This is a genomic window from Labrys miyagiensis, from assembly GCF_030160835.1.
Lineage (GTDB): Bacteria > Pseudomonadota > Alphaproteobacteria > Rhizobiales > Labraceae > Labrys > Labrys miyagiensis.
Map to the genome: position 1 here is coordinate 1 of NZ_BSPC01000044.1, position 17,031 is coordinate 17,031.

A 17,031-nucleotide genomic window follows, 5' to 3' on the forward strand; every position below is an offset into this window, starting at 1 on the left:
CCAAGCTCTCGCCCAGAAGGCACATATAAAACAAAAATTACGACTGTAATGCTAGGCTGCGGTGACAATTTAAGGGCTGGGGGATTCCCAAGCCGGAGCAAATCAGATTCAAAGCTGTCTTTTGGAGGTCAGCTTTGGAAGGCGAAGTTCTACGAGACGATCAATGGGAGCGGATCCGGCCCTTCGTTCCAGGCGGTCGCAAGGGCAAGCGTGGTCCCCGCAGCGATGGCCGCCGTTTCTTCGATGGGCTTTTGTGGCTGGCGCGATCGGGTGGGCGTTGGCGCGATCTGCCGGAGCGGTTTGGTCCGTATCAGACGGCCAAGCGGCGCTATTATCGATGGATAGCGGCAGGTGTTTTCGATCGCTTGTTTGAAGCCGTGGCGGACGATCCTGATCTGGAGTGGGTGGCCATCGACGCCACTGTTATCCGGGCGCAGGCCCAGGCCGCCGGCGCGCGGCGTAAAAGGGGGGACCTGAAGCCCAGCCTCTCGGCCGCTCGCGCGGGAGCTTTGGCACCAAACTCCATGTTGTCGTAGATGCACTGGGTCTGCCTGTGCGCTTGGAGATCGGCCCTGGCCAGCAGAACGACATGGCACCCGCCTGCGACCTCGTCCGAGACCTGCCGGCGACCCAGGTGATCGCCGACCGGGCCTATGATGCCGATCGGCTGCACGACATTATTCTCGATCAGGGCGGCGAGCCTGTCATTCCGCCCCGCCGCCACCGCAAGTACCAGTACCGCTACGACAAGATTGCCTATAAAAACCGCTGGGGCATCGAAGGCTTCTTCGCCAAACTCAAACAATGGCGGCGCATCGCAACCCGATACGACAAACTGGCCGAAAACTTCCTCGGTTTCGTCAAAATCGCCAGCATCATGCTTTGGCTCAAATGATTAAATTGTCACCACAGCCTAGACCCAAAGTGGGCCATTCAGCCATAAGGGCTCCGATCAAAACTCTTGAGCACTTCATGGTTCAATTCGCCGCCACAAGATCGGCACATGCAACAGCTTGACTCAATCCCGTCTTGTGTGAGTAAATTGAACTCAACTGCCAAGACTTAACGCAGTGCAGCAAGAGCTTGGGGGCTCGATTTCAATGAAAAAATCGATGACGTTTTCTGCAATCGCTTTGGCGTTTGTCGTTTCATCTTGCGCGGCCGTTATCGCGGAGAAAGTCGAACAAAAAGAAGCAAATATGTCCGCGGCACAGTTCGTCCGCAACCAGGCCAATACGCCAGCCAAGCTCGCCAAAGCACAGGCTCTGCCTCAGAACAGGATGTTCATCGTCACCAAGGGCAATAAGAATTATTATGTCTACGCTGACGTTGCGGGCTGCCAATGCGTCTATGTCGGCAATGAGGCTGCTTTCCAGCAATACCAGCAAATCAAGATTTCCCAGAACATCGCCCAGGAACAAGTGATGGCTGCCGAACTGAACCAGGATGCCGCCTTCGACATGGGCGTGGTCTGGGGGCCGGGGTTCTATTATTGATCTAATCTTACAGTGTCAGAAAGCGCGCGAGATACAGGAAGAGCTCGATATTCGCTAGTAAAGTTCGGTGTGGCTCTATGTTGCTATCTCCCGATACGGCTCAGTTATCCCAAATTTTTTCCCACGCAGCCGCCCCCGCGTTCCTGCTCGGGGCGGTCGCAGGCTTTACCTCGATTTTGCACGGGCGCCTGGTTTCTCTCCTTGAACGGATTCGCACCCTCAACGATATAGCTGACAGCGAAGACAAACGGCACAAGCTTAAGGCCGATTTACCACGCTTAAGGATAAGGGTGAAATTGCTGAGCGGAGCGATTTATTTGGCACTGTGCGCCGCAATTTGCACGACCCTTCTTCTCGCTGTTTCATTCATCGCGGCATTCTGTGGATTTCGGCACGAACCTGGCGCTGCGGTCATGTTTCTTCTCGCTGTTTTGCTGCTCGCAGCAAGCTTAATTCGCTTTGCTCGGGAGATACATATGGGCGTTAGCGAAGGCGATCACTTCAGATAATTGGGGGTTAAGAACAATACACACTGACAGGCGCTTTTCGTCGTAATCTGATAAAAAGAACCCCGCCGAAGCGGGGTTGATGAGAGGACGAGAGTGCCTCAGAACTTGTAGCTTATGCGAGCAAGAACTTGGTTCACGCTTGGTTGCTGGCTGAAGCCCACAATACCAAGGCTTCGGTTTGCAACGGGATATGTGTAGTTCTCCGAAGAAAACCTCGTATATCGATATTCGAGACCGCCGATCCAATGGTCGGTAAAGGCGTATTCAGCGCCCGCCCCCAAGGTCCAACCCACGCGGGTGCTGTTTCCAAAACCATATGAATATCCGGTACCGGTCACCGTTGAATCTGCCCCCGCAAATGCCACGCCGCCCGTGCCGTATAGCAGCAGTCGGTCAATGGCATAGCCCACCCGGAGACGGGCGGAGCCGAGCCAGGTTGTGTGCGCGGTGATGAAGTCGCCTGTCGCAGCCGTATAGCGTTCCTTGCCCACGATCAGGAAATCGCCGTCGACTTCCGCACCAAGGACAAATTGGTTGATCTGATAATTATAACCGGCGAAAAGCCCTCCCATGACACCATTCTTGGTGATCGTGGGAAGCACGACGACGGTTGTTGCGTTTGCCGTGGCTGCACCGGCTTTATAATCGGTGCTGGTTCCTCCCCAGCCTAACTGGGCGCCAAGATAGAACCCCGTCCATGTAAATGGCGGTATAACAGGAGCAACCGGCTCGACCGGTTGCGGAGCCAGATCAGCGGCCAAGGCAGGGGTTGCAAACGCCAGTGAAGCAAGAAAAGTATATTTCAGAATACGCATGACGTCTGTTCCCATCGATAAATAATCCAGCCGCAAAATATTGGAACTTCTTTACAAGCTGCCCACCGCCTGCTTCACTTTTCTTCCTTGAAGACAACGGCGAGGCCTTCTATGATCTTTTTGTCGCGGTTGGCCTTACAATATACAATCACCTGATGCTCGAGTTCGGCGCTTCGCTTTGCGTTGTAGAAGTGCTTTTTGCCCAGGCCGTTGTACCATCCGCTGTACCAGCGCGTCAGAGCGTCAGCGTCTTCCTGATATGTATCGGCAAGCTGGGCACAGGTTAGCGTTTGCACGTCGAGATACCCCTTGGCGTCGGCATAGTTCGCGAGAGGTGTTGCCGTCTGAGCACCAGCCGCGGTCACGCAAAAACACGCAACTGCCGCCAAGAATGTGGTCTTCATCATCTTAAATCTCCTTCCGTTGAGCAGACGTCAGCGTATTAGTGAAGTTGGGTGTCCTGAGGCAGCGCATTCGGCTGAGCATTGTTACGAAATGTAGCCCTTGCCTGGCCCGAAAAAGCAGTAACCCAAATCTTGAAGTATACCTGTCCGCAATGCGGAAATGCCTTACAACCGCGATGGGCGGCCCTTCGAGCCGCCCGCCACGAAGATGATTTCCGTTAATTGCCAGGGCCTTTTGCAGCCGCTTCGGCCTCTGCCATGTGTTTCTGCATCTCGGCTTTGACGGCGTCGAGATTGAAGCTCGCGCCCCTCTGCATCGGCGGGTAGTCAATGAAGGTCTGGAGTTCTTTGCCGACTATCTGCTGTACGAACACGAAGCGCCAGAATTGGTACTTGAACCAATCGAAATATTGCTGTGCTCCATCTTTCGTCCCGTTATTTGGCCAGCCTGTCCGTTCGAACGGATCAAGGCGCAGGTTGGTGATGTAGGGAACGTCGGGATGGGTCTTTTCGCCGAGCCAGCCGGCCGGCTGGTCGATGAAACGGAACTTGTAGTCGTCGATACGCACCGCGCCGACGGTGCTTTCGCCGAGATAGAAGATTTCATGGCGTGCGGATGGCCCCTTGCCGGTGATGGCGTCCAACTGGTTGTAACCATCCAGATGGTTCTTGTACGTCCGGTCGCCAATCGTCTTGCCCTTCAGCAATTCGTCGGTGATGTTCGGATTGCCGGCAGCCGCTGCAAAAGTCGGCAACCAGTCGAGACCCGAAAATATACCATTCTGAATCGTGTCAGAGGGTACGTGACCGGGCCAGCGAAGAAGCGCAGGCACGCGGAAGCCGCCCTCGAGGACAGTTCCCTTGGACTGGGCGAACGGCGTCTGACCACCATCGGGCCAGGTGAAGACTTCCGTGCCATTGTCTGTGGTGAAGAGGACGATGGTGTTGTCGTCGACGCCCATGTCAGTAAGTTTTTTCATCACGAGGCCAACGTCATCGTCGAGTTGGGCCATGCCGGCCTCTTCTTCGGACCACCCGTTAGTGGAGTTTCGCATCGCTTCATACTTCGGCGAGAGATGCGTGACGATGTGCATACGCGTCGGATTGAGCCAGACGAAGAACGGCTTGTTTTCCTTATGGGCCTTGTCCATGAAATTGAGAGACAGGTCGCGAATTTCGTCGTCTACCGTTTCCATCCGTTTGGGATAGAGTGGGCCTGCATCCTCGATCTTCTGCTTGCCGACCTTGCCCCAGCGGGGCATGTCCGTGGGATCATCGACGTCGGTAGCCCAGCTGTGAACCATATTGCGCGGGCCGACCTTGTCCAGCAGATCCTGGGGATAATTGGGGTGTGCAGGGTCTTCCATCGCATCGAGGTGGTAGAGATAGCCGAAGAACTCGTCGAAGCCGTGTACGGTCGGCAGGAACTCGTTCTTATCGCCGAGATGGTTTTTGCCAAACTGACCAGTCGCATAACCCATCGACTTTAAAACCGTCGCAATGGTCACCGCCTCGGCCGGTAGTCCGACAGACGCTCCGGCCTGGCCAACAGTGGTCATGCCGGTGCGGATGGGCAATTCGCCAGTGATGAAGTTGGCGCGGCCGGCCGTGCAACTGGCTTCAGCGTAGTAGTCCGTGAACAGCTCCCCCTCCTTGGCAAGCTTGTCCAGGTTGGGTGTTCTGCCGGCCATCATACCGCGACTATAGGCACCGATATTCCACATACCGATGTCGTCGCCCATTATGACAACGATGTTTGGCTGTGCGGGGGTCTGTGCCTGTGTGGGAACCAAAGCGGTCGTGGCGAGCATCAAGCCGCCAGCGAACGCGCTACTCATTCGGCATATCTTTGATCGAAAGCTCATGCTGCGCTCCATATTGCCGCTGCTCGCATCCGCGCGTGGACGCACATCTGCAAGATCGCTCTGGGGGAGAGAAAAGGCTATTGGACGAGGGGGCAGGCGAAATTGCCCTTAGGGGCAAGTGTGGCGGCGAGCGGTCCCGTCGATCGGCGGAGATATTGCCCGGCCTGCCACCTGGTCGATCGCGTCAAACAAGTGTCGTCCCGCAAACGGTTTGCTCAGATATGCTAGGCAGCCTGCTTTAATGGCCCGCAAGGGAGTCGCCTCATTGTCGAACGCGGGGCACTGTCAACTTATTCGACAAGCACACCAGTCTGAGTAATTTTCTTTCTAATCCCAGCTTCGACGCGGTCAAAAGAGCCCGAAAAAGGCAAGCCAGGTAAAGGGAAATTGCCGAACTTTTGAATAGTATGGGTTAAGTTGACAATGCCCGCTCATCCCGTCCGGAACGATCGCCATCATCCTGAAAGATGGTGAGGTGCGCGTCGTCTCCGCGGACAAATTGCGGGAGACAATCTAGGAAACCGGCGGTGACAAGGTCGAGGGCCTGACGAGGTCGTCGTCGGATTTCGAGAAGCTGCAAGCAGTTGTTGATCGTCGAAACTCAGAAGACCTCTCCGATGACACCGGGGAAGATCCAGTATGAGCGGATCGCTTCTTATGGCTCCGGGATCTCGCAGATCATCAGGCACTCTTCTGAAACGCCGTCGCTAAGCTTTGCCAAAGCGGATTGTTGCTCTTGTCTTCGAATCGCCGTAACGCTCGGGCGATGGCCTCGGTAGCGATCACAAGTCAGTCCTTAGGAAATCCTCCCATGAAGCGCATCATTCTCGCCTGCGCCATCGCGGCGATCATGAGCACACCTGCTTTCGCCAAGAGCTTCGCCATTCCGTCGGAAAACCCTGTTGCGACAGTGGTGCTGCCCGACGATTGGAACGCCGATGAAATCGATACCGGCGTCGAGGTCACCTCGAAGGACGACGAAGTGTACATGGCTTTCGAGACCGTGAAGGCTTCGAGCGCCGAGGAGGCCCTCAACGAAGGACTGGACTATCTGAAGGCCAAGGGCGTGAAGCTCGACGAAAGCTCGATGAAGCAGCAGGAGATGACCATCAACGGCATGAAGGGGCTCGCCGTTAACTTTACGGGCAAGGACAAGGACGGCGACGCGGAGATTAGCCTGATCCTACTTGGCGCCTCCAAGGACCGGCTCGTCATGCTTACCTACTGGAGCTCACCCGAAGGCGCCAAGGCTAATGACGATGCTTTGAACAAGATCGCCGACAGCATCAAGCCCGTGAACTGACCTCAGCGGCCTCTCTCGGGCGCCGGGCCTTGCGTCGTCACGGCCACGGTCGCGAGACCCCGCGGCTCGCTGGCACAGCGATTGATGAATGAGAACCTTATCGGAGGGGTGGTGTGTGAATCGGCCCCGAAGATTGACCCGGGGCACCTTGAACACAACCAGCTGAAAGAACGGCGAAATTCGATTGTTTTGTGGGGTAACGACTGGCACCGATCGTGACCCCCCTAAAATTCCAAATTTTCGTGCCTTTTCAGCCGACTATGGTGGCGCAGTTAGGGGTCAACCTTTGGCGCCGATCTACAGTCGAGTCCTGCAATTCAAATTTATAAGCGAGCCCAGCATCCCATGCTGACTCGGCGCGAGGCCATGAAGCGGAGATTTCCGGCATTTCAGGCGGCCGAGATAGAATTTGCCAACTCGACAGGCTCCATTCAAACAATTGGCCGCTCTATTGACAGCTTGGCTGCAGGCCAGCAGTGAGTGCCATAGCCGCTCAGTACCACCTCAGGTTTGAAAATCGGCCGCAAAACGTTCGAATCATCTCACTGGCCGCTCGCGCAATGTTGATATTCGGCCATGCTATCAAAGTTCATGCCGATCGAGGCTTGACCGTTGGCGTGCAGCTGAATGATCATGTTCATGAAGCTTTTTTCGTCGGGATTGCTTCGATTGGAGCACGATCCGCGGCCGGAATAGTCAGTGCCGTTGGGGACGGCCCTCTCCACGACGTAATCAACGGCGCAGGCGACCTTTGGCGCCTGAACGGTTTTCTCGTTTATCGTGATACGGGTGCTGTCCGACTGACAAGACTCGGCGTTGGGGGCCCACACACCTTGCAGTCCAGTAGGGAAACTCTCGTGGCGCACATCCGCGTGAGCCACCTGTAGCATCATAGCAGGAAGCAGTGACAACAGGATCCCCTTGTGCATCGCTTTCTCCTCCGCATTGGATACCCTATACCATTAATTGGAGGTCTGTTGCACGACTTACGGGCGCTGACCACAGCAATCCGCCGCTCCGTCCGGTCGGTGCAGCGATCCTTAGTATAGAGCGGCTCGGCATTGTCACGGAAACGTCTGGGCTGAGGTATGATTGGGAATGACATACATTTCCTACGCTCGCCATCGCTTCCCGCCCGCGGTCATTCAGCACGCCGTCTGGTCGTACCTTCGCTTCTCCTTGAGCTAGCGCGACATCGAGGACCTTCTGGCGGAGCGGGGGCTCGACATTTCCTATGAAACCGTCCGTCGCTGGGTCGCCAAGTTCGGGCCGCGATTTGCGCGGGAGTTGCGGGGTCGAAGGCCACGCTCGACCGGTCGCTGGCATCTGGACGAGATGGTCGTGACGATTGCGGGCAGGCGGTTTTGGCTCTGGCGGGCCGTTGACAGCGAGGGTGAGGTTCTGGACTTGCTGGTGCAATCAAGACGGAACACGGCCGCTGCCGTCCGGCTCATGCGCAAACTAGTCAGAAAACAAGGCTTCGCGCCGGAAGTAATCGTCACGGACCGGCTCCGATCCTATGATGCCGCCATCCGTGAGCTAGGACTTTCGGCGCGGCACGACCCAACTCGGCGCCAGAACAACCGCGCTGAGAATTCGCATCAACCGACCCGGCGACGCGAGCGTAAGACGCAGCGGTTCAAGTCGCCGGGATCAGCGCAACGTTTTCTGTCCGCTCATGCAGCCGTCCACAATACCTTCAATATCGAACGCCACCTCGTCTCACGCAGATCCCTGAAGTCATTGCGCGCCGCAGCAATGGATGAGTGGCACCGCGTCACCACTGTGCACGTATGAAATACGGGTGGCGCCACCCATTTGCGAACTTCATTGGGCAACGTGACAAAGCCGGATCGGCAGGTTCTCGACCGGCCCACGGAAGAAGACGACCATGTTACCCCCCACCAACGAGCCGCTTCAGGTGAGGCGAAATTGCGCGATCCTCTTTGAGGCCCGACCGGTAAGTTGCAGAAACGTTCGAATTTGGTTGTGTTAGGTCTGTGCCGGCGATCCAGCGTGGCGCTACATAACGAAGCCGCCTCCGGGCGGCGGGATAAGCTGGGCGTGCCAAACTGCGCTACTCTCAATTTTGACGAGACTTGTAATCCGTGTTCCTCGGCGGCGGCGCGATTCATGTTTCTAGCTTTGCCGATTGTTCTCGAGCACACCTTGTATTCGCAACAATATTGCGAAACTATGTAAAAATAAGTACGATAATAATTCACCCCGATCGGGGGATCGTGGCCGGGGGCACTGGTGCATAGCTCCGCGTTAGACTTCGACGGGATGGGTCATCGGGCAGGCAGAAGGAGGCGGTGGGTCCTGTTCTTCTTCGCCATCGTCGCTCCCACGGCGAGGCGTGGGATCGGAACGTCTGCGTTCATAAGAGGAGCGCTTGGGCTGGTACAGCTCACGCTCGTTATACCACTCGTGGCCTGTTCGGTCGGCCCAAATTTCGTTACCCCGCAGGCATCACTGCAGAATAACTGGAGAGAGGCGGGCAATCCTGCGGTCAAGACGAACCGCGAGGACCAACAGCGCTGGTGGGAGAACTTCCGCGACCCAACGCTGAATCAGCTCGTCAACGTGGCTTATGCACAGAACTTGACCCTGTTGGAAGCAGGAACACGCGTGATCGCGGCCCGCGCGCTGCTCGGCGAGGCGGTCGGCGAACTCTTTCCGCAATCCCAGCAGTTGAACGGAACGGCCACCTATCTCCAGCCGAGTCGCACAGACGCGACCTCCAATCCGAACGAGGCGATCTCCGCCAAACAATTCTGGCGCGTCAACCTTGGAGCGCAGGCCACATGGGAGATCGACCTGTGGGGCAAGTTTCGTCGGGGTGTCGAGCAAGCCGATGCCACATATCTGGCATCGATCGCGACCTATGATGACGTCCTCGTCACGCTCGTTGGCGACGTCTCGTCCAACTACATTCAGTATCGCACGCTTCAGGCGCAAATCGTCATCGCACGCGCCAATGTCGCCAAGCAAAGGCAGGCGCTGGATATCGCTCGCTCCCGCTTCAAGGGCGGCGCTACCTCGGAGCTCGACGTTTACCAAGCACAGAACGTGCTTGCCCAGACACAGTCGACCATCCCGCAGCTTACAGCTCAACTGCGGCAGACGCAGAACGCACTTGGCGTGTTGCTCGGTATGCCGCCGGCATCGATCGATGGGATGCTTGCGACGCCGAGAGGTATTCCCTCGCCGGCCCGCAACGTCGCGGTGGGTATCCCCGCCGACCTCCTGCGCCGCAGGCCGGATATTCGCGCCGCCGAGCTCAAGGCAGCCGCCCAGAGCGCGAAGGTCGGGATTGCCGCCGCCGATCTCTATCCGGCGTTCTCGCTCGGAGGCGCGCTCGGCACGCTTGTCAGCACGACCAATGGCAACAAGCTCAGCGAGCTTTTCACCTCGCCGAGCCTGACCTTTGCGTTCGGTCCCTCGTTCAGCTGGCCGATCCTCAATTACGGCCAGATCACCAATCAAGTGCGTGCCCAAGATGCCGAATTGCAGGCCTTGCTAACCGACTATAAGAATGTGGTTCTGAATGCGCAGCGAGAAGTGGAAAACGGGCTCAGCGGCTTCCTCCAGGGGCGCCAGCAGGTTGCCTATTTGAGGATTAGCGCCACCGCTGCGAGCAATGCGCTGACCGTCGCCATTGCCCAGTACCAGCTCGGCTCGAGGGATTTCACCACGGTGCTGACGGCCGAGCAGAACCTGTACCAGGCCCAGAACGCTCTTGCAGCGGCACAGGGCAACGTTTCGGTGAACCTGACGATGACCTACCGTGCCCTTGGCGGCGGCTGGCAGATCCGGCAGGGAAATGACTTCGTGGACGATGCGACGCGTGCGCAGATGCGCGCTCGCACGAATTATGGCGACATCCTTCCGCCAGCCAGCCAGCGCCAGCCTCCCACCCCCGGCTTGCCGGGACCCTCCGATGCCGGACCAACCGTCCGCTCTCCGCAATGGTGATTTCCGTGAAGAAGAGGACGCCACCACTCCCAGCTTCGACGAAGCTCCGCAAGGGCGCTCGACCCAGGCTTATGATCGGCGCGCTGGCGCTGTGCACCATGGCGCTGTCGACGAATGTCGCTCGAGCCGACAACGAATTCGAGCGTCTGTGGGGCGATGTCTGGGGACATAAGAGCAAGCCTGCGGCTCCTCCTGCCCCTGCCCCTGCCCCTGCTCCCGCTGCTGCCCCTGCCCCTACCCCCGCTCAGCCCAAGCCGGCGGGGAATTCGGCGCCGGTCGTCCCGCCGGCGACCCAGCCGCTCCCGGCCCCCAACCCGGTGCCGGCAAAAACCGCGGCGCCCGCCCCGGTCCCCGCTCCATCACCCGCCGCACCGACGGTCCCGGTCGTCCTGCCGAAGGTGCAGACGGTCAGCGACTCCATGACGCTGACCGGCAACGCCGAGGCGGTCACTCAGGTCAAGCTCGTCGCGCGCGTGCCCGGCTATCTCGAGACGATCCATTTCCAGGATGGCCAGATCGTCAAGAAAGACGATCTCTTGTTCACCGTCCAGCAGGACCAGTACCAGGATCAACTCAAGCAGGCCGAAGCGCAGCTCGAAGCGGCGAAGGTGGCGCGCGACCACGCCCATCTCGAGGTCGCGCGCTTCACCGCTCTTCTGAAAAAAAGCGCGACGTCGCAGGTCGAGGTCGATCATTGGGTCTATGAGGAAAAGACGGCACTAGCCAACATTAAGGCCGCCGAGTCGCAGGTGGCGTTGGCCAAGCTCAATCTCTCCTATACGCAGGTCCAGGCCCCCTTCGATGGCCAGATGGGCCGGCACCTGATCGACCCAGGCAACATGGTCGGCGGCGACGGTCCGCAGGCAACTCTCGCCCAGATCAGCCAGCTTGACCCGATCTACGTCGTCGTCAACATCAGCTCACAGCAGGCCCTGCAGATCAGGCAGAATCTCGACCAGCGAAGGCTGACGCTCGAGGACCTGCACAAGGTCCCGATCGAGGCGGCACTCTCGGACGAAAGCGGTTTCCCTCACCACGGGCTTTTGCAATATGTCGATCCGCAAGTCGATCCGCAGACGGGGACGCTTTACGTGCGCGGCATCCTTGGAAATCCCGACCGCACGCTGTTGCCCGGAATGTTCGTCAATGTCCGCCTGCCCATGGGGAAGGTGACAAAAAGCGCGCTTCTCATCCCTCAGCAAGCGCTCCAGGAAGACCAGGGCGGTCGATACCTGTTCACGATCGACGACGACGACACCGTTCAGAAGCGCTATGTCCAACTTGGCGAGATTTCAGGAAACATGCAGGTCGCGACGAGCGGCGTCGGCCGCAGCGACCGGATCGTCATCGGCGAGCTCTGGCGCATTACGCCGGGTATGAAGGTGACACCGAAGCTGTCCGACTCCGCCGCCGACCAGTAACCGGGAGATGCGTCGATGATCTCGAAGTTCTTCATCGAGCACCCGATCCTTGCCAACGTTCTGGCGATCGTGCTCGTCGTCATTGGCGGCATCTCCCTTTTTCGCCTTCCCATTTCCGAATATCCGAACGTCGTGCCGCCGACTGTGCAGGTGACAGCGAGTTACGCTGGCGCGAGCGCGCAGACCGTCATGAATACGGTCGCTCTGCCCATCGAGAACCAGGTCAACGGCGTCGACAAGATGCTGTACATGGAATCGACGAGCGCGCCTGACGGCACCTATAGCCTCGTCATCACCTTCGAGATCGGTACGGACCCCAATATCGATCAGGTGCTGGTGCAGAACCGAGTGCAGCTCGCGCTCGCCTCGCTTCCTCAGCCGGTTCAGTCGCAAGGCGTCAGCGTTCAGAAGAAGAACACGGCGATTCTTCAGATCGTCACGCTGAATTCGCCGACCGGCAAATACGACAGCCTTTTCATGAGTAATTACGCGACGATCAATCTCGTCGATTCGCTCGCGAGGTTGCCAGGCGTCGGCAGCGTCAAAGTTTTTGGAACCGGCACTTATTCCATGCGGATCTGGATGGATCCGCAGAAACTTCAGTCCTTCGGGCTCGAGCCGAAGGATGTCATCAGCGCAGTTCGCGAGCAAAACCAGAATATCGCAGCCGGCCAGGTCGGCATGCCACCTTCACCGAGCACGACCGAGTTCCAATATACTGTCGATGTAAAATCGCGGCTCGACCAGCCCGAAGAGTTCGGCGGCATCGTTGTGAAGGACCAGACGGCGCAGGGCGGCCGGCTAGTCTATGTGCGCGACGTCGCCCGGATCGAACTCGGCGCGCAGACCTATTCGCAGGACTTCAGGGTCGACGGCAAGCCGGCGGCGGGCATCGGCATCTACCAGACACCGGAATCGAACTCGCTCCAGGTCGGCAAGGAAGTCAAGGACGCGATGGCCGAGATGGCCAAGCGCTTTCCCGAGGGGCTGCAGTACTCGATCCCCTACGACACCACGACCTTCGTCCAGGATTCGATCGCGGAGGTCTATCGCACGCTCTACGAAGCCGGCATCCTGGTTCTGATCGTCATACTGGTCTTCCTACAGAACTTTCGTGCCACCCTCGTGCCGGCGACGACGGTGCCCGTCACCATCATCGGCGCGTTCGCCGCGATGGCGGCGCTCGGCTTCACCATCAATCTGTCAACCCTCTTCGGCATCGTCCTGGCGATCGGCATCGTCGTCGACGACGCCATCGTGATTGTCGAAGGCGTGACCAAATATATCGAACAGCGGCTGTCGGGTCATGACGCCGCAATAAAGGCGATGGACGAACTCTTCGGCCCGATTGTCGGTATTACGCTGGTGCTGATGGCCGTGTTCATCCCGGCTGCGTTCGTGCCGGGTCTCACCGGCAACATGTTCGCGCAGTTTGCCCTGGTAATTGCGGCGACGGCCTTCATCAGCGCCATCAATGCCGCGACCTTGAAGCCGACGCAGTGCTCGCAATGGCTGCGTACGCCTGTACCTCCCGAGCAACGCAATATCCTCTATCGATGGTTCAACCACATCTATGATCCGATGGAGAGGGGCTATTCCAGCTTCATCGGCAGAATGGTGAAACATAGCGGCGTCATGGTCATCGTGGCGCTCCTGGTCTCTGCGGCGGGTATCTGGGGACTGACGCGCATTCCGACCGCCTTCATTCCGATCGACGACCAGGGCTACCTGATGCTCGCGCTTCAATTGCCTGAAGGCGCTTCTCTCGGAAGGACTTCCACTACGCTGGAGCAGGCAACCCAAAAGGCTCTCGAGATCCCAGGTGTCGATCGGGTAATCTCGATTGGTGGCCTCTCCTTACTCGACAACAGCGCCGACCTTTTCAATGCAGGCACGGCCTGGATCATGCTGAAGCCCTTCGATGAGCGACTGAAGGCCAAGGATCAGGATTTGTTATCGATCTACGAACGATTGCAGAAGTCGGTTGCATCTCTCGCCGATGCCAAGCCCTTCGTTCTGCCGCCCCCGGCCATCCAGGGCATCGGCAATGCCGGCGGTTTCCAGATGCAGCTCGAGCTGCTCGGCGGCAGCAACGACTATGAGAAGCTTGGAAACCTGACCAACCAGATCATCACGAACGCGGCCGGTGACCCGGCTCTAAGCCACGTCGCCAGTACATTTACGCTCGATGCGCCCCACGTAACCGTGACGGTCGACCGAGATCGTGCACAGACCCTGAGGGTCAGCGCCGGCGATGTCTTCGCGACTCTCACGGACTATGTCGGGTCCACCTATGTCAATCAGTTCAACAAGTTCGGCCTATCGCTCCAGGTCTACGTCCAAGCCGATTCGAAATTCCGCCAGCATCCCGACGACCTCCTGAACCTTTATGTCCGCAGCCAGGACGGCAATATGGTGCCGCTCGGCTCGGTCGCCCATCTCGGCTCGGCCGTGTCGCCGGCCTTGTTGACCAACTACAACCTCTTCCCCTCCTCGACGATCGTTGGAGCGCCGGCCCGCGGCTACAGCTCCGGACAGGCACTCGCTGCCATGGAGGCGATCGCAAAGAAGGTGCTGCCGAACGATGTTTCTTTCCAGTGGACGGCGATGTCCTACCAGGAGAAGATCACCGGGAATCAGCTCTACTACGTGTTCGGCCTGTCGCTGCTGCTCGTCTATCTCGTGCTCGCCGGGCAGTACGAAAGCTGGATCCTGCCGCTGGCCGTCCTTGCGGCGGTACCGCTGGCTCTGCTGGGCCCCGTGATCGCGCTGACCAGCCTCGGGGTGGCCAACAATCTCTACACCCAGATCGGCCTGATGCTGCTGATCGCGCTCTCGGCCAAGAACGGCATTCTCATCGTCGAGGTCGCGCGCGAGCAGCGTCTGGTGCACGGCAAGTCCATTTGGGAATCGGCGGTCGAGGCGTCGCGCACTCGGTTTCGTCCAATCCTGATGACCTCGTTCGCGTTCCTTCTCGGCGTGATGCCGTTGGTCTTCGCCACCGGCGCCGGAGCGAATGCAAGACGCTCGCTCGGCATCAGCGTGTCCAGCGGCATGCTGGCCTCCACCTGCCTTGCGGTCCTATTCGTCCCATCGTTCTTCGCGGTCCTGCAGGGCTTTGAAGAGTGGCGTAGAAATAAGAAGAAGCCGAATGCAGCACCGCAAACTCCTGCCGGGGCAGTCCACCCGTCCGCGGGGGACGCGCCGCCTGCAGGAGCTTGAGAGCATTGCGCGAGGCGGGTTGGCCAGTTCCCGCTGTACCGATCAAGAAGTCGATAACGCCCGACTTCCTCATTTCTCTCGAGGACGGCAAGAAATACAAATCATTGAAGCGGCATCTGTCGAGCAGCCATGGCATGACGCCCGAGGACTACCGAGCCAAATGGGGCCTTCCGGCTGATTATCCCATGGCCGCACCAAACTATGCCAGGCAGCGTTCCGAACTCGCCAAGACGATGGGACTTGGGCAGGGCCGCAGATCGATTCCTCGACGCAAATAGCCGAGATCCGTTAGCCAGGCCCGATAGTCGGTACGGACGCACATGTCCATGCTTTGTAGGAATGGGCGAGTATGGACCGGCCATAAACTTCGTAATGCGAATTCAGCGTGTAGCTGCAATATAGAGAGGACACCCTCCCGCAAAGTTGGGATGACACCCGCTGACGGTTTGGCATCAGCGGAGTGTGGTTCGAATGGTGCTGTCGATGAGCCGAATGGAGATCGACCGGGTTCATGTGTTGCGGGATTTGCTGGCGGAGCGAATACGAACGCGCGAAGCGGTGCAGTTGATAGGCGTGACGACGCGCCAGGTTTTCGGTTGCTGCGGGCCTATCATGCTGGCGGTCCGGCGGCGCTGATCTCCAAGAAGCGTGGTAGGCCGAGCAACAGGTCCTATCCGCCGGTCGTCAGGACCGAGGCCATCGCGCTGATCAAGGCCCATTACCTCGACTTTGGGTCGACGTTGGCGGCCGAGAAGCCGGTCGAACGCCATGCTTTGCATTTTGGGGGGGAGACGATCCGGCGATGGATGATGGCGGAAGGCATCTGGAGCGATTGTTGTCAGAGGCTCAAGCCTGTGCACCAGCCCCACCGCCGGCGAGAATGCTTTGGCAAGCTGGTTTTGAGCGAGCGCTCCCAGCGGGAATCGCTTATGGATTGAGATGTCAGTCCGTCAACGCATTCGCCATGCGCTCTGTGCTATGTCATAGGTTATAAATACACGCGATGTTCGCGAAAAGAATACCCACTTTTATTTGAACGGTCCACGGGGGGAAACCAGATGATAAATCTTCGAGATGCTGCGTGGATCCTGGTGGCGTCGAGTTTAGAGATCGTTGGGATTTGTTTCGCAGGACCAGTGCGGGCCTCCGACCTGGCAGTTGCGCAACCCGAACCGGCGCCGCCGATCGTGCCACAACTGGGCTGGCAGTTCCAGGCCACTGCCTATGGTTGGGCTTCAGCCCTCAAGGGCGATGCCGGTGTCGGACGGTTGCCGACTGCCTCGCTGGATGCGAGCTTCGGCGACATATTGAAGAACCTGAAGGGCGCCTTCATGGGTTCCTTTATTGCCCGGAACGACACCTTCATTTTCGGCGTTGACTTAATTTGGACACGCATCGGCGCCGACGGCAGGTTCAAGGTCGGAGGCGACGGACCATTCGCCGCCCTGCGGTCGGGAACGTCGGTGTCGTTCCAGCAAGATCAGACGATCGCCACGGCCTTTGCCGGCTATCGCATCCCGATCGGTCCGCCGAACCTCAGTCTCTATGGGACGGTGGGCGTGCGATACCAAAATATCAATGTCGAGCTCGACCTGTCGCACACGACCGTCCTGGGTACGGGCCTGAGGAGGAGTACGAGCGACAGCACCGGATGGGCCGATCCGCTCATCGGATTTGCGGCGACCTATCACTTCAACGATAAGTGGTACCTCAATGCGCTTGGCGATTTCGGTGCCACCAGTTCCTCCAACATGACGGCCCAGGGTCTTGTGTCTGTGGGATATAACTGGACGCAGTCATTCTCAACCGCGCTCGGCTATCGGGTTCTCTATACTGACTACGAGAATGGCAATGATCGTGGCGGCAGCTTCCGATACAAGTCGACGCTCTACGGCCCGTTTGTGAGCATGAGCTATAATTTCTAAGGCCCAGTTGAGTGCCCTTCGAGCCGCGTATTCTGGCACCCTGAACAACCAGTGCTGGCAGTGACGATATTGATGGTGAGATTGAATCGCCTC

Annotated in this window: 13 protein-coding genes and 2 pseudogenes; 11 read left to right on the forward strand and 4 right to left on the reverse strand. The window is 58.3% G+C overall.

The window, feature by feature from the left end; genetic code table 11:
- The first annotated feature begins 134 nt into the window (after window positions 1-134).
- From QQL24_RS20565 to QQL24_RS20575, 3 genes are all read left to right on the forward strand, one after another.
- Window positions 135-895 (forward strand): IS5 family transposase gene (locus QQL24_RS20565; protein ID WP_284314171.1). Its coding sequence is split into 2 segments (ribosomal slippage): window positions 135-462 and window positions 462-895, totalling 762 coding nucleotides; the frame shifts between segments, so codons are not numbered across the junction.
- A gap of 217 nt (window positions 896-1,112) precedes the next feature.
- Complete coding sequence (locus tag QQL24_RS20570; protein ID WP_284314172.1) at window positions 1,113-1,496, forward strand: hypothetical protein; 384 nt, start codon at window positions 1,113-1,115, stop codon at window positions 1,494-1,496.
- A gap of 77 nt (window positions 1,497-1,573) precedes the next feature.
- On the forward strand, window positions 1,574-2,005 hold the full coding sequence (locus QQL24_RS20575) for a DUF2721 domain-containing protein (RefSeq protein WP_284314173.1): 432 nt from the start codon (window positions 1,574-1,576) through the stop codon (window positions 2,003-2,005).
- Between the two features lie 98 nt (window positions 2,006-2,103).
- On the opposite strand, the gene QQL24_RS20580 is transcribed toward QQL24_RS20575, so the two are convergent.
- From QQL24_RS20580 to QQL24_RS20590, 3 genes are all read right to left on the reverse strand, one after another.
- On the reverse strand, window positions 2,104-2,820 hold the full coding sequence (locus QQL24_RS20580; RefSeq protein WP_284314174.1) for an outer membrane protein: 717 nt from the start codon (window positions 2,818-2,820) through the stop codon (window positions 2,104-2,106).
- A 74-nt stretch (window positions 2,821-2,894) separates the two neighbouring features.
- Window positions 2,895-3,227 (reverse strand): HdeA/HdeB family chaperone, encoded by a 333-nt coding sequence (locus QQL24_RS20585; RefSeq protein WP_431310725.1) that lies wholly within the window; start codon window positions 3,225-3,227, stop codon window positions 2,895-2,897.
- 215 nt (window positions 3,228-3,442) lie between these two features.
- Entirely contained in the window at window positions 3,443-5,062 is a 1,620-nt protein-coding gene (locus QQL24_RS20590) for an arylsulfatase (RefSeq protein ID WP_431310726.1), read from the reverse strand.
- 838 nt (window positions 5,063-5,900) lie between these two features.
- Here QQL24_RS20590 and QQL24_RS20595 point away from each other — a divergent pair.
- Entirely contained in the window at window positions 5,901-6,392 is a 492-nt protein-coding gene (locus QQL24_RS20595; protein ID WP_284314175.1) for a hypothetical protein, read from the forward strand.
- Window positions 6,393-6,934: 542 nt separating this feature from the next.
- Here QQL24_RS20595 and QQL24_RS20600 read toward each other — a convergent pair.
- Window positions 6,935-7,321 carry a hypothetical protein gene (locus QQL24_RS20600; protein ID WP_284314176.1) on the reverse strand — a complete coding sequence of 129 codons (387 nt, stop codon included), beginning with the start codon at window positions 7,319-7,321 and terminating at the stop codon, window positions 6,935-6,937.
- 169 nt (window positions 7,322-7,490) lie between these two features.
- Between QQL24_RS20600 and QQL24_RS20605 the strand changes: the two are divergent.
- From QQL24_RS20605 to QQL24_RS20635, 7 genes and pseudogenes are all read left to right on the forward strand, one after another.
- Window positions 7,491-8,189, forward strand: a pseudogene (locus QQL24_RS20605) (IS6 family transposase).
- Window positions 8,190-8,822: 633 nt separating this feature from the next.
- On the forward strand, window positions 8,823-10,370 hold the full coding sequence (locus QQL24_RS20610; protein WP_284314177.1) for an efflux transporter outer membrane subunit: 1,548 nt from the start codon (window positions 8,823-8,825) through the stop codon (window positions 10,368-10,370).
- Window positions 10,371-10,441: 71 nt separating this feature from the next.
- Window positions 10,442-11,791 (forward strand): efflux RND transporter periplasmic adaptor subunit, encoded by a 1,350-nt coding sequence (locus QQL24_RS20615; RefSeq protein ID WP_284314178.1) that lies wholly within the window; start codon window positions 10,442-10,444, stop codon window positions 11,789-11,791.
- Between the two features lie 15 nt (window positions 11,792-11,806).
- Complete coding sequence (locus QQL24_RS20620; protein ID WP_284314179.1) at window positions 11,807-15,013, forward strand: efflux RND transporter permease subunit; 3,207 nt, start codon at window positions 11,807-11,809, stop codon at window positions 15,011-15,013.
- A gap of 29 nt (window positions 15,014-15,042) precedes the next feature.
- Window positions 15,043-15,291: pseudogene (locus tag QQL24_RS20625) on the forward strand (Ros/MucR family transcriptional regulator); the annotation flags it as partial.
- Between the two features lie 193 nt (window positions 15,292-15,484).
- Window positions 15,485-15,649 carry a hypothetical protein gene (locus QQL24_RS20630; protein ID WP_284314180.1) on the forward strand — a complete coding sequence of 55 codons (165 nt, stop codon included), beginning with the start codon at window positions 15,485-15,487 and terminating at the stop codon, window positions 15,647-15,649.
- 500 nt (window positions 15,650-16,149) lie between these two features.
- The gene (locus QQL24_RS20635) at window positions 16,150-16,938 is read left to right on the forward strand and encodes an outer membrane protein (protein WP_284314181.1); all 789 of its coding nucleotides are present in this window, start codon (window positions 16,150-16,152) and stop codon (window positions 16,936-16,938) included.
- Window positions 16,939-17,031: the final 93 nt, after the last annotated feature.